This window comes from Ensifer sp. Root558 (assembly GCF_001427045.1).
Taxonomy (GTDB): domain Bacteria; phylum Pseudomonadota; class Alphaproteobacteria; order Rhizobiales; family Rhizobiaceae; genus Ensifer; species Ensifer adhaerens.
On the sequence record NZ_LMGC01000023.1, the window covers coordinates 1 to 19674 of the forward strand.

Below are 19674 nucleotides of genomic sequence, written 5' to 3' on the forward strand. Positions count from 1 at the left end.
GTCGATTACTCGACGATCGAGGCAACGATGCCTGCGCCGACGGTACGGCCGCCTTCGCGGATTGCGAAGCGCAGCTTTTCTTCCATCGCGATCGGAACGATCAGCTCAACGGCAACGGTGACGTTGTCGCCCGGCATAACCATTTCCGTGCCTTCCGGCAGCGTCACGATGCCCGTCACGTCCGTCGTGCGGAAGTAGAACTGCGGACGGTAGTTGGTGAAGAACGGCGTATGACGGCCGCCTTCTTCCTTCGTCAGGATGTAGGCTTCAGCCATGAACTTCTTGTGCGGCTTGACCGAACCCGGCTTGCACAGGATCTGGCCACGCTCGACGCCGTCACGGTTAACACCACGGATCAGCGCGCCGATGTTGTCGCCAGCCTGGCCCTGGTCGAGCAGCTTGCGGAACATTTCAACGCCCGTAACCGTCGTCTTCGACGTGTCGCGGATGCCGACGATTTCGACTTCTTCGCCGACCTTGACGATGCCGCGCTCAACGCGACCGGTCACAACCGTACCACGGCCCGAGATCGAGAACACGTCTTCGATCGGCATCAGGAACGGCTGGTCGATCGGACGCTCAGGCGTCGGGATGTAGGCGTCAACAGCTGCCATCAGCTCGCGGATCGCGTCTTCGCCGATCTTCTTGTCCGAATCTTCCAGAGCAGCAAGAGCCGAGCCCTTGATGATCGGAATGTCGTCGCCCGGGAATTCGTAGGACGACAGAAGTTCGCGAACTTCCAGCTCGACGAGCTCGAGAAGCTCGGCGTCGTCAACCTGGTCGACCTTGTTGAGGAACACGACGATTGCCGGAACGCCAACCTGACGAGCGAGCAGGATGTGCTCGCGGGTCTGCGGCATCGGGCCGTCAGCAGCCGAGCAAACCAGGATCGCGCCGTCCATCTGCGCTGCACCGGTGATCATGTTCTTGACGTAGTCGGCGTGGCCGGGGCAGTCAACGTGAGCGTAGTGACGGTTCGGCGTCTCATACTCAACGTGCGCCGTCGAAATCGTGATACCACGGGCCTTTTCTTCCGGAGCAGCGTCGATCTGGTCGTACGCCTTGAACTCGCCGAAGTACTTCGTGATCGCTGCGGTCAGCGACGTCTTGCCATGGTCAACGTGGCCAATCGTGCCAATGTTAACGTGCGGCTTGTTGCGCTCAAATTTGCTCTTTGCCATNCGTGATCGCTGCGGTCAGCGACGTCTTGCCATGGTCAACGTGGCCAATCGTGCCAATGTTAACGTGCGGCTTGTTGCGCTCAAATTTGCTCTTTGCCATGGGTACGTTTCCTGTGGTCAAGTATGAATAATGATCAGCCGGCAGGGCCGGTTTGTGGAGCCGTTTAAGGGTTTCAGGGGATTTGCGCAAGACTTAATTGCGCGCGCCCGGGCCGGCCGCCGCTGGCCTTTTCCTGCCGATATATAAGAAGCGCGCGACGCCGCTACAAGATTCAGTGCTATCGAGCTACGAATCGCAGCCGCAGTAAAACATTCAAACGCTTAGCGATGAACGTTGACTTGATACATTAATTCGAAAAGAAGGAGGAAGCCGCTATTGGAGCGGGTAGCGGGAATCGAACCCGCGTATTCAGCTTGGAAGGCTGCTGCTCTACCATTGAGCTATACCCGCGGGCCTTCGATCCAGAAGCAGAATGGTGGAGGGAGTTGGATTTGAACCAACGTAGGCTGAGCCAACGGATTTACAGTCCGTCCCCTTTAACCACTCGGGCATCCCTCCATTATTCTGTCGGGATCTTTCGACCAAGCATTTGAGATCGTGAGACAACCAGCGACTTGGCCGTGCCGCTCTCGATCTGTGGCCGGGTATATGACTGCCCCGTTTCGTCCTGTCAACACGGGTCAGCGGAAAATTTCCGATTTTCTCCACAGCCGTAAAAAAGGACCCGACGCTGAAAACCGTTTCGCCCCGCGTGCAACCTCTCTATAAGACGCCAATGAGCAAAGATCGCACCGGCGACAAGAGCGCCAAGGACACCCATTACGCCAACCTTCGGCGCGCGCATCGCGACGCCAAGCGGGAACGTGGCGAAATCCCCACGCCAAGAGAGGACAAGCGCCGCAAGGCGCCGGCCGACTGGAGGCCGCAGCCGCTCTCGCCCGAGCAAGTTCTACTCTATGGCCTGCACACGGTTCGCGCGGCGCTGGACAATCCGGCTCGCGAGGTCATCCGTCTCAGCGTTACGCCGAACGCGGCCGCCCGTCTGGAACTCGGCGAGCTTTCGGCCCTGCCCTTCCCGGTCGAAACGGTGACGCCGCAGGATCTCGACAAGATTCTCGGTCCCGACGCGATCCACCAGGGCGTGATGCTCGAGACCCGCCCGCTGCCGCATCGCCGGCTCGAGGCTCTGCGCGACTGCCCGCTGATTCTGGTGCTCGACCAGGTGACCGATCCGCACAATGTCGGCGCCATCATGCGCTCGGCCGTCGCCTTCGATGCCGGCGCGCTGATCACCACCATGCGCCACAGCCCGACCGAATCGGGCGTGCTCGCCAAATCGGCCTCCGGCGCGCTTGAGATGATCCCCTATATCCAGATCACCAACCTTGGCGATGCCATCGAGGAACTGCATCGGCTGGGCTTCCAGACGATCGGACTTGATTCGGAAGGGCCGCAGCCGCTGGAAGGGACATTCAGCGGCGAAAAGATCGCCCTCGTTCTCGGCTCCGAGGGCAAGGGGCTTAGGCAGAAGACCCGCTCGATCGTCAACGATCTTGCCCGGCTCGACATGCCCGGCGCGATAAAGTCGCTGAACGTATCGAACGCAGCGGCGATCGCGATGTATGCGGCGCGCCAGCATCTGAAGCGCTGACATCGCCAGGCGTTCCGGGCCGCCTCACCGCAAAGCGCGGCGGTCCTCCGCAGCTCACAGACAACGGCGCCAAAGCCGAGGCGGTAACGCGAAATAGCGCCTGTGGAAATTTCCGCTCCGGTGGGATCGCGGAGCGCTGCGCCGTGCAGTTTCGAAAAAGATCGGAATGAGGACGGCAAGCCGCTCTTCCGCGTCAGAAACGGATCGATTGCCCCGCAAGGCTACCCGGTGTGCTCATGCCGGCCGTAGGGCAGCCTTCACGCAGTTTCTTCCAGGTCGTGACGTTGAGGTTCATCTCGCAGCGCGCGAGGTAGGCGTTGCCGTCGACACGCAGGCAAGCGACCTGCCCAAGTTCGTATTTGGAACCGTCTCGATTGCGGCAGGTGCAGCCATGATCCGGCGGCGCAGCAAGGGTCGCTTCGGCGGCGAGCAAAAAGGCCACCGCAGCGGTCATGCCCCAAAGGATCGTCCGCCCGTCCATCATGAGGGCATTATAAAGCAGATATCGATGTTCGAAAACGGACAATGCCGGCTGCTTGCGCAACCGGCACCGTCCGCACGTGGGGCATACGCCCCTCCCACCGGATCACCTCGGTGATCCGCTGAATTTGGTCTTAGCTCGCCAGGCGAAGCACGCTGCCTTCCGAGATGGTCTTTTCGGCCTCGGCGATCGCAAACTGCTTGCTGTCGGCGCTGAGGTTCAGGCCTTCGGCGCGCACGAATTCGACATCGGTGATGCCAAGGAAACCGAAGACCGTCTTCAGGTAAGATTCCTGGTGATCCATGACGGCCGCCGGGCCGGCGGAGTAGTGGCCGCCGCGGGTGGAGGCGACGATAATCTTCTTGCCCTTGGCGAGGCCTTCCGGACCATTCTCGGTGTAGCGGAAAGTCTTGCCGGAGACGGCGATGCGATCGATCCAGGCCTTCAGCTGGCTCGGAATGCCGAAGTTGTACATCGGAGCGCCGATGATGACGGTGTCGGCGGCGAGGAATTCTTCCAGCATGTCGCGGCCAAGCTTGACGTCGGCAGCGAGACCCGCGTCGACGCCTTCGAGGTCGGCCGGGGCCATGATCTGGGCGCCGGTCAGATGGGGCAGCGAGCTGGCAGCGAGGTCGCGATAGGTCACCTGCGCATCCGGGCGGTCAGCCTTGACCTGGGCGGCAAGGGCGGCCGTCAGACGGCGGGAAACCGAGTGGTCGCCGAGGATACCGGAGTCGATATGAAGAACGTTCATGGGAACACCTTTGTGTTTACGTTGCGGTGATCCACATATGAGGGGAAAACAATGGCCCGATAAGCCAGCGGATATTTGACATACTGTTTCCAGACGGAAACAATCATACCCATCATCCGCACCTCGGAGACAGGACAATGCAGGATCTGAACGACCTCGGGCTTTTTGCCGCCGTCGTGCGAAACAACGGCTTCAGTGCTGCGGCACGGGACCTCAATATACCCAAATCCAAGCTCAGCAAACATGTGGCCCGCCTCGAGGAGCAGCTCGGTGTGCGGTTGCTGGAGCGCTCGACCCGCAAGCTGCGTGTCACCGATATCGGCCGGGTCTTCTATGAGCATTGCCAGAGCCTTCTCGACGGGGTGGCTGCCGCCGAAGCCGAGATCGCCGCCGTGCGCGCGGAGCCCTCGGGCACGGTGCGGCTCGCCTGCCCGCTCGGTTTCACCCCTATGCTTGCCGACATCCTGCCGGCGTTTCACCGCCGCTACCCCGGCGTCCGGCTGCTGATCACCGCCACCAACCGTCGCATCGATCTGATCGAGGAGCGGGTCGACGTGGCGCTGCGTGCCCGCGGGCAGCTCGATACGGACAACCAACTCATCATCCGCAAGTTCGGCGAGGTTCGCGAGCGGCTTGCAGCCAGCCCCACCTTCCTCGCCCGCGCCGGCGAGATCACGATCGAGAACCTCAGCCAGCAGGCGACGCTGTCGATGAACGAACAGCACCCGACCGATGTCTGGCGGCTGGTTTCGATCGATGGCAACACGACGGAAATCACCCATCGTCCGATCGTCGGCTGCAGCGATTTCCTGATTCTCGAACGCGCCGCGATCGAAGGCATGGGGGTCGCCCTCTTGCCTGACCATATCTGCGAGCGCGCTTTCCGCGCCGGCGTCCTTGCGCCGGTGCTGCCGGAATGGACGTCGAACGACGTCGTCGTGCACCTCGTCTTCCCGTCCCGCCAGGGCATGTTGCCGGCGACGCGGGCGCTGATCGACTATCTCGCCGAGAACCTGCTCAACGCCCTGCAGAAATGCCGCGAGGTTCCTGTGCGCATGGGGCCGTCCTTCGACATCTGATGCCGCACGGCGCGGCTTTTCCGATCAGCAGCGGCAGATCATCAGCACGTTGCCATCGGGATCGCGAATCGTGAACCATTGCTCGGACTGCACCGGCGTCACGATCTCGAGACGCACGGAGAGCGCCGGACTAAGCGATGCGGGAGCCGGTGATCGATCGAGCGTTGACCGCTTACTCCGACCAAGGCTCCGCATCTCATCGGCGGCAAAGCTCGCCGCCGTCTGCAAGCTCGGCAAAAGACTTGGCGCCGACGTCATATCGATAGGCGATCACCTCCACTGTGCAGGCGTTCGTCGATCGCGCGCAAGCCTCCATCGAAACGCAGAGAAGGCCTTTAGCACCCCAGACCTTCGCAGGGGGATTGTCATAGATGCCTTCGTAGATCGTCTGCGTCCGCTTACCGCCATCACGCCACTCAACCACGATCTCCGAACGAAAGTGGTCATAACCGATGTTGCTGTATCCCACGGAATAGCGGACCGCCCCCAAACCGGAAACTTGGGTCGCGCTCGAACTCATCTCAGTCCAATCGGATCCCTCCTGCGCGTTGGCAGGGCTCCAGACGACAAACCCACAAAGCAGAACGACCGCCCATCTGACCGGCGCCAGTGCCGCGGGGTTGGTAAGGCTGCTTTTGGCGGCAGCCGAAAGAACGTGTTCGATGACCAAGACCTTTCCAAGAGAGCCAGCTGACGAATGCTCGTCCTCCGTTCATCGGCGCTGGAGAAACAATCGGCGGTGGCCGAAACCACTGATTCCCTATATTTCAGGAGGATGAGAACTCTTGGAAGACTGATCATCTCCGCCGTCCTGGCGTTCCTTGTCAGCCTTATCGTCGCGGGGCTGTTCCTACCCGTCTACGGCATATTCGAGGGCGGGCCGTACAACTGCCTGAAGGATGGCATTGCGGTATGCATCGCCGGCATACCGCTGAGCGCGCTGATCTATGGGCCGCTATTTTCGATTGCCGGCGTTCTGATCGGCACACCAGTGTTCATGGCCATCTTTGCGATGCGTGACTAACTGCTCGCTTTGCGCCGACGGTGTACCCGCGGCAACACGCCGAACCTGAAATTCCGGCTCGAATAGCCGCCAAAAATTCGGAAAAAACAATGGGGAAGAAATGAAGTGGTGCCCCCAGAGAGACTCGAACTCCCGACCTACTGATTACAAATCAGTCGCTAATCCTTACTTTCAGGGCTTCCGCGCAACCTAAGCCGTTGATATTGTTACATGCGATGGTAGGTTATTGAATTGCATTGTAGGGGGTGATATAGAGGTTTTGCGCGGAAATGCGCGGAAATTTTCAACCCTAGGACCACCCATGAAAGCCTTACTCGCCGTTGCGCTCTTCGCGCTCATCCCTACCGCCGCCGCCTCGGCGCCGGCTAAAGACAATGCCAATTACGCTTGTCGTGAAGCGGCATCGGAGAACCTGCAACCGACCGTCCCGAACAGGGATCGCGACCAGATCATCCGCGCGTGCAAGGCGGCTTTCGCCGACAAAAATTATTGGAAGAGCCCGGAAGCGGCATGCCAGCGGCAGATGAAGAAATTCCGCGATAAGGGGATGGCCGTGACGGTCGAATATATTTGCATGAGCGCCGCCCTGTTGCACTCGGGCGAGCGGTGACCGCCATGAAGCTCACAAGCATCAACATCGCCACCCTTCCCGCACGAAAACTCCCCTACCCCGACACTCATACGCCCGGGCTAGCGCTCTACGTTGGCGCCAAGCGCCGCGCGTGGCAGGTCCGCTTTCGACAGGGCGGAAAGCAAAGGACCGAAGTCGTCGGCTATTACATTCCGAACGCGGCCGAGGGTGTCGAGACGATGGGCCTTGCCGCCGCCCGTGAGAGGGCGAGCGAGATATTCAAGCGGATCGAGGCCGGGGTCGCGGCCATCCCGGCCGAGGTGAAGGTCGAGCACCCCAAGGAAGCAATGACGCTCGGCCAGCTATTCGACGCTTACGAAAAATTCCGCGAGGACAAGGCCAAGGGCAACGAGAAAAAATGGAAGCGCGGCATGAAGACGTTGCCCGAGGCAATGCGAACCATTCGCCGCAACCTCGCCGACCACCTTGATTTGCCGGCCAAGGGCTTCACCAAAGAAGAGCTAATGATGGCCCGCGACGTCATCGCCAAGCGGGCGCCGCAAATGTCCGACCGGTTTCTTTCCTACCTTTCGCCGGTTCTCGAATACGGCCGGAAAGAGGGCAAGGTCGCCTCAAACCTTGTCGAGGATATCTTGAGGGTCGGCCCCGGCCTCACGGTTCGCGACCGCACTTTGACCGACCACGAACTCGTGCGGATATGGACGGCGACCAGCCACTTCAACTCCCCCGAGGGCCAAAATTACGGCCGGCTCGTGCGCTTCCTCATGGTGACGGCACAACGGCTCAATGAGGGCTCACGGCTCAAGCACGGCGATTTTCTTGACGGTCATTGGAAACAGGGAGAGGACGCCAACAAATCGAGCCGGGAGCATCTGTTGAAGCTTCCGAAGCTCGCCCTTGCGCAACTTGGAGAGGGCGCCGCCGACGAATTCGTTTTCCCCGGCCAACGCAAGGGGCGCCCGCTCGGCGGCTTCTCCAAATTCAAAGCGCAGCTTGATAAGCTTTCAGGCGTCACCGGCTGGCGCCATCACGATCTCAGACGCACGGCCAGCACGCGAATGCAGAAAAGCGGCGTGGCGCCCTACATCATCGATGCGGTCCTTAATCACGCCATTCAGGGCGCGGGCAAGCATTACATGCATAGCGCGATGAATGGACCCAAGGGGGAAGCGATCGAAGGATGGGCGGTACAACTTGGAAAAATATTAAGGTGTCGCGAAGTGTCGTCGAGCGGCGTATAGAAACATATAAAAACATAAGATAACACGTTTAAGCTCAACGAGAAATAGAAAGTGGCCGTGTCAAGATTGCGCGGCCTTTTTCATTGAAATAAATCTGTTGAAAACAATGAAACGGTTGCGGTTTACTTTGCACAACAAGCAAAGGGAGCCCGCAATGACGACGTTTGCGACCGTCCAAAAGGTGAAGCTCGACTATAACGACCTCAAGGCTATGGGGATTGTTGGAAGTCGCTTCGATCTCCGCACCAAGATTCAATCCGGCCGCCTTCCTAAGCCGAACAAGGATGGCTCAAGCGTCCAAGCGCGCATTTGGTGGTGGGCGGCCGACGTTCAAAAGGCGATGGAGCGCGAAAAGCTCACCGCCGCCGAATAAAAGAAGGCCGGCCGCCTCGGGGGAAACGGCCGGCGTTTGCTTGGGAGGCAAGCAAAGAGGCGCGGGGAGCGCCCGGTCCCAAGATACCCCCGTGAGCCAGACCCGCAAAGGGCGGCACGAAAACCAATTGAACCAATGAGGCACCGCAAGCCCCGCCCCGGCACGTCCGGGGCGGGAACCTTAAACCTATGTTTTGAAGGTGCCGCCGTATGGACGACGCAAATCAAAAACTATTGGAAGCCCGGCGCCGCCGTCGCGCGTTGCTTGCCGAAATCGAATGCTCACGCGATGAGTTTCAAGCCGCATGGGATGCCCGGGCCGACGATCTCGCCAAGCGCTACTTGCGCCATGTCGCTTGGATCGCGGATCGCGCCCGCCGCCGGTATCCGCCGCGCAACCCTCGGCGTGAGGAAGGGTGGCGCGATCAGCAACCGGTAGGCCTTCCGCCCGGAAATCCGTTTCCATGGCAGGGCGGCGGCCAGTCGCACGAATGGAAGGCGACCGAGGCCGGGACCGCGCCGTATCAGCGCCAACCCATGCCATGGGAGCGCGGCCGATGAATATTCACACCATCGAGACCTATGGGCAGCCGTGGCAGAATTTCTTGCGCCGCGATCATCTCGGCCGGATCGAAAATGAGCGCGACGATTGCCGCGCCGCAAACGCTCGGCTGGCCGCCCGCCACGACCGAAAACTTATGCGCCTGGTACGCCTCGGCGACGTCGATGGCGTGCGCCTTCGCCTTTGCGGTCTCGGGATTTACAGCACGAGCCGAGAGGCGACGGACCTAATCGAGGGGGCGCAATGATGGACCTCAATGAAGCGCTATGCGCCCAAGGTGAAGACGGAATCCGCGACCGGTTCGACAAGGCGCAAACGCGCCGCCAGCCCGGACCCAAGCCCCCACGCTTCGCCCTCATCCCGTCACATCAAATCCAGTTGGACGAAACCGAGCCGGAATGGCTGATTGATGGCCTCATGCCCAAGACGGGATTCGGCATGCTCTATGGGCCGCCTTCCACCGGGAAGACCTTCCTCGGGCTGCATGCCGCTCTTTCAATCGTCGCCAATCTTCCGTTCTTTGGCCGTACCGTTTCGCATGGCCCGGTCGTCTACATCGCCGCCGAGGCCGGCCGGGGCATCATCAAGCGGATTGTCGCGGCCCGCCGGGAATTCGAAATCCCCGACGACGGCGACCTTCCGTTCTACCTCATCACCGCCGCCCCCAATCTCGGTTTCAAGACGCCGAACGATTGCGCCGAGCTAATCAAGAGCATCGACGCCGCCAAGGTGCGACCCGCGCTCGTGGTAATCGATACCGTATCGCGCACCATCCCCGGCACCAACGAGAACGCCAGTCATGAGTTTGGGGCTTTCGTCACCAACGCCGACGCAATCGCCAAACACTTCGCCTCGTGCGTCTTGGGCGTCCATCACACCGGCAAGGATGCCACGCGCGGGATGCGTGGGTCCAACGTCGCCAACGGCGGCACCGATTGCGAATGGGAGCTTTCAAAGGCCGATGGCGTCCATACGGCAAAGCTCCACAAGATGCGCGACGATGAGGACGCGCTTGAATGGACCTTCCGGCTTGAGCAACGCCATGTCGGAAGCCGCACGTCGTGCGTCGTTGTGCCGTTGAGCGAGCCGGCAAAGGGCACCGGGACCGTTACCAAGCCGGAACCGTCGCCAGCCACCAAACTCGCCTATGAGGCGCTTATTGACCTCATCCTGTCTCACGGGAAGGTGCCCCCCTCATCGCCCGATATTCCGGCCAACGTTAAAGCCGTGACGCTTGCCGAGTGGCGGGAACACGCCAAGAAACGGGGCATCAGCGACAGCGACGAACCGGACACAATCAGGAAGGCATTCAACCGCGCAAAGGGGACATTGCTTGAATGTCACTGGATAGGAATTTGGGACAACCTCGTGTGGACGGCCCGAAAAGACCACCCGTAGCGGTGGGGCGGGACAACGGGACAATCCCTAAAGGGATATTGTCCCATTGTCCCGCTCACCAACAGCTATTCGGGCCGAACGGGACAGAGGGACAATTGTCCCGCTTTTGTCCCCTTGTCCCAATCGAGAACCGCACCGGCCGGCCGCCGGCAATGAAGGGAGGCCCGAACATGGATGAGAAGCTAGAGAAGGCGCTTGACCTCATGATGATGGTGGATAGCAGCGGCGCGCACCGCATTGCCGATGCCGTCACCCCCAGTCGCGATGCCGAGTATCACAAGCTCATGCTGGCTTGGCACGAGCGATGCAAAGCGGAAGGCAAGTCAACGACCAAGTGAATCATTGGCGAGACAAGCCCCACTCGACGCGTGCCGAGTGGGGCCGCGTCTACTTAGGCAACGACGGCGTAGGCGTGGCGAAAGAACGACTTGAGAACGTCGAGGTTTGGCACCTTGCCAAAGTGGCCCATGGACATATCGCCGGGGTCGAACACGACAAGTTGGTCGTACTCGGCGCTCAAGCCGGCGGATGCGCGCTTGGTCAATGCGTTCGTGTCGAGCGTCGACTCTACCAACAGAAGCGAGGTCGTGCCGTCCCAGAACCCATTGTTACCGCGCACGGCCGCAATGAGGGACTGTCGCCGCTCATCGTAGGTTCTGCCGTTCACGGTGCGGTCGGCGATGCGGAAGGAAATGCAGTAGGTGTAAAGTGTCATCGGCTTTCTTTCTGTGATGAAAGCCAAGGACGGCTTGACGTGACTCGAATGAGAGTTTCAAAGTCGTAAGCGCTACCAATATCGAGCCGTCCTATGGCTTGGTTTCGGTTTAGGGCGGCGGTTGTGGCGACCGTCGCCCGCTTACAACCTCTATGATTCGCGCCCTAATATGCAAGCGAGGGAAAAGGCTTAAGCGCCTTTATCCCGTGGTGATTTGTCCGCGCCAAGCTCGGGGGAGCCGGCGGGGGGGATATCTGAATCGCCAGAAAGGTCGCCCGGGGACCGAGCGCGGGCATCGAACGCGGACTCCGGTTCGTTTTTCGCGTTTTTGGTCGCATAATCACCGGCCCCAACCGGAGGTAAACCCGCCGTGGCCCGCATCACACCGCCGCTCGATCTCGATCAAACCTTGCACCCGGAATTTCATCGTCTCGTGCTTCAGCTTGGACCACTCGCCTCGATGGTGGACCCGGTGATGCTCGGGCGGTTGGTGAAGGCGCGGGCCGAGGAAACGAGCCTATCGGCCCGGATCGACCGGGAAGGTCTCACGGTTCGGGGCGCCCGGGGCATCGTCAAGAACCCGCTGTTGCCGCAGTTGTCCCGGGTTCGCCAACAGGTGGCGCGGCTGGAAGCCTCGACCGGGGTCGATCTGAACGCCCGCAAGAGGATCACGGGCAAGGTCGTGCGGCCGAGCGATGACGCGGTCGAAACGGATAACGCTTTCCTCGCGCGCCTATTGCTGGCCGGGACCGAGCCGGCCGCCGAGGACATGCCGAGGCTCAAGAAGCTGGCCGCCGAGGGCCGGAAGCGCCGCCGCCGGTAACAGTGGTGCCAACTTGGCACGAGTGTTTCCCCGGTGCCGTTTGTGTGCCCAATTCGGGCACACAAAGAAACCTATGCCAACTTGGCGGGGGGTTTGGCACAAGGTCGCCGCCGACCGTGCCCCGTAGCGCGATCCTTCATCAAATCCGGCTCATCCATCATCCGGCACGCAAACGCGCGTCCTCGGGCATCTGTGGCGATTTCTCGCCTATATTCATTTCGCCTCCGAAACTTTGTGCTATGCTGGCGCATGCTGTTGTAACGGGAGTCCGGCCCCGAGGTTTGAGCCTCGCCGGAACCATCCGGGGAGGTTTTTTGATGCGCGATCTAGCGAAAGAGGTTTCGGACCTTCGCGGCGGTTTTATCGCCCTGGAACGCTCGATGAGGCGCAGCCGGCGCGAGGATCGCGACGAGGCCCCGGATTTGGGCGGCCCCTTCATTGCGCAAGCCGCCGCCTCGATCATGCACCACCTCAAACGGGGCGACCTCGCCGAGGCATGGTTGCGGAAGGCCGTCACCAATCCGGCCATGACGACGGTCCCGGGATGGGCGAGCGAACTGGCGAACTCGGTAACGGCCAGTTTCATCTTGTCGCTTTCGAGCGGATCGAAGGCCGCGCCGGCCGTCTTTGCGAGGGCCAACGCCATCCAGCTTTCGGCGCTCACCCGCGCCATCTCGGTCGATGCCATGGCGGTCGCGACATTCGTCGCCGAGGGGAACGCCATCGGCGTTTCGCAAGCCACGCTTTCGAGCGCTTCCGTCGTGCCGCATTCGGTTAAATGCCTTGTGACGTTCTCCGAGGAACTGGCCGACCATAGCCAGCCGACCGTTGAAAGCATCCTTCGCCAAATCCTCAATGAGGCGGTGGCGATTGCGGTCGAGGGCGCCTTTTTCAGCGACGACGCGGCCAGCAGCGCCAACCCCGCCGGCATCTTGCTCGGCGCAACCACGGTTGCCCCGGGTGCCGACTTTGCCGAGGACGTGAAGGGTCTTGTCGCGGCGATTGCCCCGGCGACCGACCCGTTGTTCGTCACGAGCCCCGCGCGCCGTGCGGCGATTGCGGCGGCCGGCGGCCTCGTCGGGTTCGATTATCCCGTGCTTGCCTCGTCGGCGGTGGATGATGACACGTTGATTGCCATCGACGCCAACAAGCTCATGGTCGGCTTTGGCGGCGCCCCCGGTTTCAAGACGTCGACCGAGGCAACCTTGGTCGAGGATACCGCGCCGCCCAACGACATGATGACGGGGACGCCAGTTCGCAGCTTGTGGCAAACGAATTCGGGGAGCCTCAAGGCCACGCTTCCGGTTAGTTGGGCCACCAAGGGCGCGACCGTCGCGGTCGTCAGCGGCATTACTTGGTAGGGGCCGGCGATGAGCGAGGAAGCCCGCAAGAGAGCCCGCGAAACGCTCGCCCGATTGGCGGCCCGAGATGCCGACCGCGAATTGATGATGGTCGAGCCCGAGGTCGACACCCCGGCCGAGGATGAGCCGACGCTTACCGAGCAACGCAGGGCATACAAGCAAGCGGCCAAGGCCGGCGGCATCGAGGCGCGGCTATGGGCCAACCTCGAAAGCTGGAAAAGGGCGCGTTTCGACGGGCTTTGGAAGGCCTTTGACGCCTTCAAGGGCGCGGTCATGAAGGCGGTCGCCGATAAGGTCGTCGGCGAAATCGCCGGCATGAAGGCCGCCGTCAACGAGCATCAGGCCAAGGCTTACGACGACCTCAAGGCCGAGCTTCTCGCCCATATCGCCGACGAGATGAATTCGGAACTCCGCGAGCTACGCAAATACAAACAGTTGGACGCCGACCAGTTACAAGCGGCGGCGTTGAAAGCGATGGCCCAAGGGTTCGTCAACTTTCGGGAAACAACCGTGAACCCAAAAATCACGGCACTCAGCACCGAGATTGAACACTTGCGCCGCGAAATCAGGGAATTGAGGGAGAGCCGATGAGCGAGGCCAAAGCAGTCATTCACGCCGACGGCGAAACACTGCCAGACGCTTACGACCGGGCGCGGCAATCGTTCGGCGGTGGCGCCTTGGCCGTCCTCATCATCCTGCCCGATGGATCGGGCTTCCGGGCCGTGCCGAATGATGACGGCGAAACGGTCTCATCCGAACGGCTAAGCTCGGCCGAAATGCTCGCCGACGTCATGGCGGTATACGGAGTCGAGGCGTTGAAGCGGATTCACTAATCGCGGCCTCGGGCGAGTGACGCGATGGCGCCGGGGCGGCCCTTTCAGACGAGGCGGGCCGTCCCGGCAACTTCATGAGGACCCACGATGGCAACCGACCTTGAGTCACTTGTTCTCAGCATTTCGGCCGACACGAGCCAGTTGCGGCGGGCCTTGCAGCGCACGCAACAAGACGCCAAGGGCACCGCCGACAGCATCAATCGCTCGTTTCAGAGCATCGACCCGATGGGCCGGGTCGCCAGCAATTTCAATCGCTCAAGCCGCTCGATTGCCGCCGATGCGCAGAACATCAAATTCCAGATTTCCGACATCGCGACCCAAATCGGTTCGGGCACGAGCGCCTTGCAGGCATTCGCCCAACAGAGCGGCCAACTCGGGCAAGCCATCTCATCCGGCGGCATCAAGGCCGTAAGCTCGGCCCTCGTCGGGCTGTTGAACCCGCTTTACCTCATCCCGGCCGCCATCTCGCTCGCCGCCCCGGCGCTGATCAAGTTTTTCGATGAGAGCGAGAAAGGCGGAAAGGACGCCGCCAAGGCGCTCGAAGAGCAACGCAACCTCATTCGGCAGGTAGCGCAAGAGTGGGGCAACGCCCTTCCGGCGCTCGCCGCCTATAACAAGGCGCTGGAAGCGCAAGAGGCCATCGCCAAGCAAATCGCCGGCAACCAGGCGGCAACTGCCAAGACGCAAGCCGATGCCACGACCGCGATTGAGAAGACGAGCGAGGCTCTTGGCAAAATCCTGCCGTTGTTTGAAAGGTTCCCGAGACTCGCCGGCCAAGTCGGCGAATTGCGCACGGCATGGGAGCAACTGCAAAAGAACTTCGAGGACGGCTCGGCCACGCTGGCCGAGGTGGAAGCGCTGCAAGCGCAATTCAACGGGACCCTTGCCAAGCTTCCGGTGCAATCGGCCCGCAAACTTGCCGAGGAAGTCCGCTCGAATGTCATTCCGGCCCTTCGCGAGGCCATCGGCACGATGGAGCGGTTGCGCAACGAGGCGGCGAACCTTGCCAAACGGCAGGAAAACCAACTCCTGCAAGGTCGCATGAACCTTCAGCCGTTCAACGCCGATCTATCGACGGTCCCGGCCGAGCTTGCCGGCAAGGATGCGGCCGGGGCATTCGTCCAAGGGGCAAGCGAGAAGCTGAAAGAGCTTGAGCCCGAGTTTGCCGCGAACCTCGAAGCGTTCATGAACGCGGCCCCGGGCAAAATCAGCGTCAACAGCGGCAGGCGCTCGACCGAGCGGCAGGCCGAGCTATGGAAGGAAGCGCTCGCAAAGTACGGTTCGGTCGCCGAGGCGCGGAAATGGGTGGCACCGCCGGGGCACTCGATGCACGAGAAGGGCGGCGCGGCCGACCTCGGTTACGAAAGCGAGGCGGTGAAGCAATGGGCGCACGCCAACGCCGAGGCTTTCGGGCTCGTGTTCCGGCTGAAAAATGAAGATTGGCACGTTGAGCTTGCGCGACAGGAAAGCGTGAAGCAAACGGCCGCCGCCGAGAGCCAAGCGGCGCAGGTCACCCGCGACAGGACGGCGGCCACCGCCGACGCCACGACCCAGACCAAGGAATACACCGACGCCGAGAAACAGCGTTTGCAGGCCACCGACGACGCCAAGCGCGCCGCCGTACAGATGGTCGAGGTCGGGCTTACGTCATTCATCGGCCAGCTTCGGGCCGGCGCCTCGGCCGCCGACGCGTTGAAAGCCGCGCTCGATGACGTCTTGAGCGTCGTCATTCAATTGGCGATCCGGTCGGTCGGCTCGGCCATCGGTGACGCGCTCGGGATTCCCATGCGCCATAGCGGCGGCCCGGTCGGTCTCGGCGGTGCACGGCGCAACGTTAACCCGCTCGTGTTTGCCGGCGCTCCCCGGATGCACTCGGGCGGCGTTGCCGGTTTGATGCCGAATGAGGTCCCGACCATCCTAAAGCGCGGTGAAATCGTCCTACCGAGCGCCAAGGCCTTGAGCAAGGGCGGCACCATCGACAACAGCAAGACCTATTTGGGCGACGTCGAGATTGTCATGGGCGGCACGGTGGCCGCCGGCAACGATCAGGCGAAGGAATGGGGCTTGCGGGTGCAAAAGATCATTCAGGCTGAGATGGTGAAGGAAAAGCGCCCCGGCGGGCTGTTGCGGGCTTAGCGCCCATACCTCGGGCTCACGCGCTCGTGGTGCGGCGTTGTCATCGATCCTTTGGGCAAGAACCCGGCGGCGAACTCTTCGAGCCGTTGCCGCTCGTCGGCCGAAAGCGAGGCGGTGCCCTCGATGACGCGGGAGACCTTCGAACGGCTAAAGCCGCATTGCCGCTCAATCGCCCGAGCCGTCAGGCCAGCCCTCACGAGGCGTTGAACCACGAGGACCGGGCTCATCGGCGGCGTTCCCGATAAACGCGCTCGATGCGTTGGCCGACGTCATAGGACAAGCGCCGGCTATCGCCTTGAGCAATGCGCCAGACCGTCGCGCGACTTATCCCGGCTTCCCGCGCGATCTCGCTTGGCCCCATCCCATGCTCGACCCTCAATGCTTCGAGCATGCTGGCAAACGCTTGGGCGGGGTCGGGCGGCTCTTTTCGCATGATGAGGTCCACGGTGAATCGCAAAAGGCGCTTGCAGATTTGGCGCTCTTGTAGAGCTTCCGCAAACGCCCCGGCCCCAGAGAGGCGGTCCCAATATGCCATCTTGCGCGGAAGAATGCGCGGAAATTTCCGAATCGCGGAAACGTCGCAGATTAGCGATTTCTGTATTTGATTGAATTCATTGAGAAAAAATGGTGCCCCCAGAGAGACTCGAACTCCCGACCTACTGATTACAAATCAGCCGCTCTACCAACTGAGCTATAAGGGCACTTGCTTTGGTGGGAGTTACCATAATCTGATGTGGTGTAAAGCAAAATTGCGAATTCTCCCAATTTTTCAGATGCGTTCGGTTCCGGGCCATGCCAGAAACGATAGAGAGAGATTGCCGCTGGCGGCGCATAACATATCGAGCGGACTAGAGTTTCATGGCCCGAACGTTCACTTCCCTAGCCTTTCTCGCCTCGTCCGCGGAAGAGGCACAAAAGGCTGCGGCTGATCTCAAGGCGATCTATGGCGACCATGATCCGTCGAAGGCCGATGTGATCGTCGCGCTTGGCGGCGACGGCTTCATGCTGCAGACGCTGCATCAGACCATGAACAGCGGCAAGCTGGTCTACGGCATGAACCGTGGCTCGGTCGGGTTCCTGATGAACCGCTACAGCACGGAGAACCTGACGGACCGAATCTGCCAGGCAGTCGAGAACGCGTTTCATCCGCTGGAGATGCAGACGACCGACGTCTATGGCGAGAGCTTCACGGCACTTGCGATCAACGAGGTCTACCTTTTCCGCCAGTCCTACCAGGCGGCGAAGCTCCGCGTCCTGATCGATGGCAAGACAAGGCTGGAGGAGTTGACCTGCGACGGCCTGCTGGTCGCCACCCCTGCCGGCTCCACCGCCTACAATCTCTCCGCCCACGGGCCGATCCTGCCGCTCGAGGCCCCGCTTCTGGCGATGACCCCGGTCAGTGCCTTCCGCCCGCGCCGCTGGCGTGGCGCGCTTCTGCCGAACCATGTCACAGTCGAGATCGAAATCCTTGAGGCCGACAAGCGGCCGGTAAACGCGGTGGCCGACCATCAGGAAGTGAAGTCCGTGGTCAAGGTGAAGATCGCCGAATCGGAAAACATGACGGCGCGCATCCTCTCGGATCCCGATCATTCCTGGTCGGATCGCATCCTCGCCGAGCAGTTTTCGAACTGAGCGCACGTTCTCCGCGCGACCTATGGTATCATTCTGCCGGCTAGGTTTCCGCCGGCCCGCAGTAAACGGCAACCGAGCCGCCGCCTTAAGGACGACGACCCAATGCACAGATCCGCCCTCCTCGCGCTGTTCCTGTTTCTCAGCAGTGCCGGCGCCAAGGCTCAGGATGCCAACATCGTTCCGCCTGAGGCGACCTTCGTGACCAGCACCGGCTACTGGGAGGAAAGCGGAGAGCCGCTTTCATCCCTCGATCCGAACGCGGCCGCCGAAAAGCCGGGCGACGCCCGGCGTGGTTACTACAAGCTGATCGCGCTTCGCCAGGCGGATGGAACCGCCCAGATCCATCTGCAGCAGGTGGCAGCGACCTCGGCCGGCCCTCTGGTGATTTCGTCGGCGGAACTCGAAGAATTCTCCGCGCTCAAGGCCTACGTCACCGACATCCGCCCGGAGACCTCGACCGGTGTCACCGCGCAGCCCGGCATGTTTGCGACCGTCTATCTGAAGACGGACCCGTCGGTGAGAGAGCCTGAGAGCTGGACCGTGCTCATCGACGATCTCGGCGACATCAAGATCGAGCGTGCCTCCAACTGAGCAAAAGAAAGGGCCGGATGCGAACACCCGGCCCTCTTCAATTGCACTGGTGCAGACCGCTGTCTGCCTTAGTTCAGATCATCCACGACGGCATCCGCGCCGCCGCTGACGCGGTGCGCAAGGGCGGCCTCCATGAACTCGTTGAGTTCACCGTCGAGAACGTCGCCCGGTGCCGTGCTTTCAACGCCGGTGCGCATGTCCTTGACCAGCTGATAGGGCTGCAGAACGTAGGAGCGGATCTGGTGGCCCCAGCCGATGTCGGTCTTCGACGCGGCTTCGGCGTTGGCGGCCTCTTCCCGCTTCTTCAGTTCGGCCTCGTAGAGGCGCGCACGCAACATGTCCCAGGCCTTCGCCCGGTTCTTGTGCTGCGAACGTTCCTGCTGGCACTGCACGACGATGCCCGACGGGATGTGCGTGATGCGCACGGCCGAGTCGGTCGTGTTGACGTGCTGACCGCCGGCGCCCGACGAGCGGTAGGTGTCGATACGGCAATCGCTCTCGTTGATGTCGATCTGGATCGAATCATCAACGACCGGGTAGACCCAGATCGAGGAGAACGAGGTGTGGCGGCGCGCGTTGCTGTCGTAGGGCGAGATGCGAACCAGGCGGTGCACGCCCGATTCGGTCTTCAGCCAGCCATAGGCATTGTGGCCCTTGACGAGGAGCGTCGCGGACTTGATGCCGGCCTCTTCGCCGTCCTGGATTTCCAGAAGCTCGACCTTGTACCCCTGGCGCTCGGACCAGCGGGTGTACATGCGCAAAAGCATGTTGGCCCAGTCCTGGCTTTCGGTACCGCCGGCACCCGAATGCACTTCGAGATAGGTATCGTTCTGATCCGCCTCGCCCGAGAGCATGGCTTCGACCTGCTTCTTCGCCGCTTCGTTTCTGAGATCCCGCAACGCCTGTTCGGCGTCGGCGATGATGGCGGCGTCGCCCTCTTCCTCGCCGAGTTCGATGAGTTCGATGTTGTCATTGAGCTGCTGCTCGAAACGGCGCAGGCCATTGATGCCGTCATCGAGTTGCTGGCGCTCGCGCATCAGCTTCTGCGCTTCCGAAGCGTCGTTCCAAAGCGCCGGATCTTCCGCTTTGTTGTTCAACCAGTCCAGTCGTCTTACCGCCTGATCCCAGTCAAAGATGCCTCCTCAGCAGGCTTATGGCCTGCTTGATTTCGTCGACAATGTTCTCGATTTCGCTGCGCATGATCCTGCTTCTTGTGAACCGATAGGAAAGTGAGCGTCAAATAGCGA

At 61.4% G+C, this 19674-nt stretch carries 25 protein-coding genes, 3 tRNA genes and 1 pseudogene; 17 read left to right on the plus strand and 12 right to left on the minus strand.

Annotation, left to right across the window (positions count from 1 at the left end; all coding sequences use genetic code 11):
* Window positions 1-5 precede the first annotated feature (5 nt).
* The 4 genes and pseudogenes from tuf to ASD63_RS19820 form a co-directional block, all read right to left on the minus strand.
* Window positions 6-1181, minus strand: a 1176-nt coding sequence (gene tuf, locus ASD63_RS19810) for an elongation factor Tu (protein WP_034795467.1), incomplete at its 5' end; no start/stop codon positions are given.
* 1 nt (window position 1182) lies between these two features.
* A pseudogene (locus ASD63_RS34415) lies at window positions 1183-1281 on the minus strand (GTP-binding protein); the annotation flags it as partial.
* Between the two features lie 277 nt (window positions 1282-1558).
* A tRNA-Gly gene (locus ASD63_RS19815) sits at window positions 1559-1632 on the minus strand.
* Window positions 1633-1655: 23 nt separating this feature from the next.
* Window positions 1656-1740 (minus strand) — tRNA-Tyr (locus ASD63_RS19820).
* Between the two features lie 217 nt (window positions 1741-1957).
* Here ASD63_RS19820 and ASD63_RS19825 point away from each other — a divergent pair.
* Window positions 1958-2833 carry an RNA methyltransferase gene (locus ASD63_RS19825; protein ID WP_034795465.1) on the plus strand — a complete coding sequence of 292 codons (876 nt, stop codon included), beginning with the start codon at window positions 1958-1960 and terminating at the stop codon, window positions 2831-2833.
* A gap of 193 nt (window positions 2834-3026) precedes the next feature.
* Here the strand turns inward: ASD63_RS19825 and ASD63_RS19830 are convergent, their stop codons facing one another.
* Window positions 3027-3287 carry a hypothetical protein gene (locus tag ASD63_RS19830; protein WP_234824438.1) on the minus strand — a complete coding sequence of 87 codons (261 nt, stop codon included), beginning with the start codon at window positions 3285-3287 and terminating at the stop codon, window positions 3027-3029.
* A 160-nt stretch (window positions 3288-3447) separates the two neighbouring features.
* On the minus strand, window positions 3448-4068 hold the full coding sequence (locus ASD63_RS19835) for an FMN-dependent NADH-azoreductase (RefSeq protein ID WP_034795463.1): 621 nt from the start codon (window positions 4066-4068) through the stop codon (window positions 3448-3450).
* A gap of 137 nt (window positions 4069-4205) precedes the next feature.
* On the opposite strand from ASD63_RS19835, the gene ASD63_RS19840 reads away from it, so the two are divergent.
* Window positions 4206-5147 carry a LysR family transcriptional regulator gene (locus ASD63_RS19840; protein WP_034795460.1) on the plus strand — a complete coding sequence of 314 codons (942 nt, stop codon included), beginning with the start codon at window positions 4206-4208 and terminating at the stop codon, window positions 5145-5147.
* Window positions 5148-5343: 196 nt separating this feature from the next.
* Here the strand turns inward: ASD63_RS19840 and ASD63_RS19845 are convergent, their stop codons facing one another.
* Window positions 5344-5817 carry a hypothetical protein gene (locus ASD63_RS19845; protein ID WP_200949989.1) on the minus strand — a complete coding sequence of 158 codons (474 nt, stop codon included), beginning with the start codon at window positions 5815-5817 and terminating at the stop codon, window positions 5344-5346.
* A gap of 27 nt (window positions 5818-5844) precedes the next feature.
* Here ASD63_RS19845 and ASD63_RS19850 point away from each other — a divergent pair, with 27 nt between their 5' ends.
* The 8 genes from ASD63_RS19850 to ASD63_RS19890 all read left to right on the plus strand — a co-directional run bounded on the left by ASD63_RS19850 (window position 5845) and on the right by ASD63_RS19890 (window position 10674).
* Window positions 5845-6171 carry a hypothetical protein gene (locus tag ASD63_RS19850; protein WP_200949988.1) on the plus strand — a complete coding sequence of 109 codons (327 nt, stop codon included), beginning with the start codon at window positions 5845-5847 and terminating at the stop codon, window positions 6169-6171.
* A 301-nt stretch (window positions 6172-6472) separates the two neighbouring features.
* Window positions 6473-6781 (plus strand): hypothetical protein, encoded by a 309-nt coding sequence (locus ASD63_RS19860; RefSeq protein WP_060529797.1) that lies wholly within the window; start codon window positions 6473-6475, stop codon window positions 6779-6781.
* 5 nt (window positions 6782-6786) lie between these two features.
* Complete coding sequence (locus ASD63_RS19865; RefSeq protein WP_060529798.1) at window positions 6787-8004, plus strand: integrase family protein; 1218 nt, start codon at window positions 6787-6789, stop codon at window positions 8002-8004.
* Window positions 8005-8158: 154 nt separating this feature from the next.
* Entirely contained in the window at window positions 8159-8377 is a 219-nt protein-coding gene (locus tag ASD63_RS19870; protein ID WP_156624164.1) for a hypothetical protein, read from the plus strand.
* 209 nt (window positions 8378-8586) lie between these two features.
* Window positions 8587-8937, plus strand: coding sequence for a hypothetical protein (locus ASD63_RS19875; protein WP_060529800.1), 351 nt, complete (start codon window positions 8587-8589; stop codon window positions 8935-8937).
* Entirely contained in the window at window positions 8934-9185 is a 252-nt protein-coding gene (locus tag ASD63_RS19880) for a hypothetical protein (protein ID WP_060529801.1), read from the plus strand. Before ASD63_RS19875 ends, ASD63_RS19880 begins: the two co-directional genes overlap by 4 nt.
* Window positions 9182-10336 carry an AAA family ATPase gene (locus ASD63_RS19885; protein ID WP_060529802.1) on the plus strand — a complete coding sequence of 385 codons (1155 nt, stop codon included), beginning with the start codon at window positions 9182-9184 and terminating at the stop codon, window positions 10334-10336. The genes ASD63_RS19880 and ASD63_RS19885 overlap by 4 nt, the downstream gene beginning before the upstream one ends.
* Before the next feature lie 170 nt (window positions 10337-10506).
* Window positions 10507-10674: a hypothetical protein gene (locus tag ASD63_RS19890; RefSeq protein WP_156624165.1), complete on the plus strand. Its 168-nt coding sequence runs from the start codon at window positions 10507-10509 to the stop codon at window positions 10672-10674.
* Between the two features lie 53 nt (window positions 10675-10727).
* On the opposite strand, the gene ASD63_RS19895 is transcribed toward ASD63_RS19890, so the two are convergent.
* Window positions 10728-11051, minus strand: coding sequence for a hypothetical protein (locus ASD63_RS19895; RefSeq protein ID WP_060529804.1), 324 nt, complete (start codon window positions 11049-11051; stop codon window positions 10728-10730).
* Window positions 11052-11421: 370 nt separating this feature from the next.
* Here ASD63_RS19895 and ASD63_RS19900 point away from each other — a divergent pair, with 370 nt between their 5' ends.
* The 5 genes from ASD63_RS19900 (at window position 11422) to ASD63_RS19920 (ending at window position 16204) form a co-directional block, all read left to right on the plus strand.
* Complete coding sequence (locus tag ASD63_RS19900; RefSeq protein WP_060529805.1) at window positions 11422-11874, plus strand: P27 family phage terminase small subunit; 453 nt, start codon at window positions 11422-11424, stop codon at window positions 11872-11874.
* A 44-nt stretch (window positions 11875-11918) separates the two neighbouring features.
* A complete protein-coding gene (locus tag ASD63_RS19905) occupies window positions 11919-13235 on the plus strand; it encodes a phage major capsid protein (protein ID WP_156624166.1) in 1317 nt (438 codons plus the stop codon).
* Window positions 13236-13244: 9 nt separating this feature from the next.
* Entirely contained in the window at window positions 13245-13826 is a 582-nt protein-coding gene (locus tag ASD63_RS19910; RefSeq protein ID WP_060529807.1) for a hypothetical protein, read from the plus strand.
* Window positions 13823-14068: a hypothetical protein gene (locus ASD63_RS19915; protein ID WP_060529808.1), complete on the plus strand. Its 246-nt coding sequence runs from the start codon at window positions 13823-13825 to the stop codon at window positions 14066-14068. The genes ASD63_RS19910 and ASD63_RS19915 overlap by 4 nt, the downstream gene beginning before the upstream one ends.
* Window positions 14069-14155: 87 nt before the next feature.
* Window positions 14156-16204 (plus strand): D-alanyl-D-alanine carboxypeptidase family protein, encoded by a 2049-nt coding sequence (locus ASD63_RS19920; protein ID WP_060529809.1) that lies wholly within the window; start codon window positions 14156-14158, stop codon window positions 16202-16204.
* On the opposite strand, the gene ASD63_RS19925 is transcribed toward ASD63_RS19920, so the two are convergent.
* From ASD63_RS19925 to ASD63_RS19935, 3 genes are all read right to left on the minus strand, one after another.
* Window positions 16201-16431, minus strand: coding sequence for a hypothetical protein (locus tag ASD63_RS19925; protein ID WP_060529810.1), 231 nt, complete (start codon window positions 16429-16431; stop codon window positions 16201-16203). The two genes, ASD63_RS19920 and ASD63_RS19925, sit on opposite strands and share 4 nt — an antisense overlap.
* Window positions 16428-16637 carry a helix-turn-helix transcriptional regulator gene (locus tag ASD63_RS19930; protein WP_162253357.1) on the minus strand — a complete coding sequence of 70 codons (210 nt, stop codon included), beginning with the start codon at window positions 16635-16637 and terminating at the stop codon, window positions 16428-16430. Before ASD63_RS19930 ends, ASD63_RS19925 begins: the two co-directional genes overlap by 4 nt.
* Window positions 16638-16829: 192 nt before the next feature.
* A tRNA-Thr gene (locus ASD63_RS19935) sits at window positions 16830-16905 on the minus strand.
* 157 nt (window positions 16906-17062) lie between these two features.
* Between ASD63_RS19935 and ASD63_RS19940 the strand changes: the two genes are divergently transcribed.
* Entirely contained in the window at window positions 17063-17836 is a 774-nt protein-coding gene (locus ASD63_RS19940) for an NAD kinase (RefSeq protein WP_034795458.1), read from the plus strand.
* Between the two features lie 102 nt (window positions 17837-17938).
* Entirely contained in the window at window positions 17939-18427 is a 489-nt protein-coding gene (locus ASD63_RS19945; protein ID WP_034795456.1) for a hypothetical protein, read from the plus strand.
* A gap of 68 nt (window positions 18428-18495) precedes the next feature.
* Here ASD63_RS19945 and prfB read toward each other — a convergent pair.
* A protein-coding gene (gene prfB, locus ASD63_RS19950; protein ID WP_110818441.1) for a peptide chain release factor 2 occupies window positions 18496-19627 on the minus strand; the annotation gives its coding sequence in 2 pieces (ribosomal slippage) (window positions 18496-19557 and window positions 19559-19627; 1131 coding nt in all).
* Between the last annotated feature and the right edge of the window lie 47 nt (window positions 19628-19674).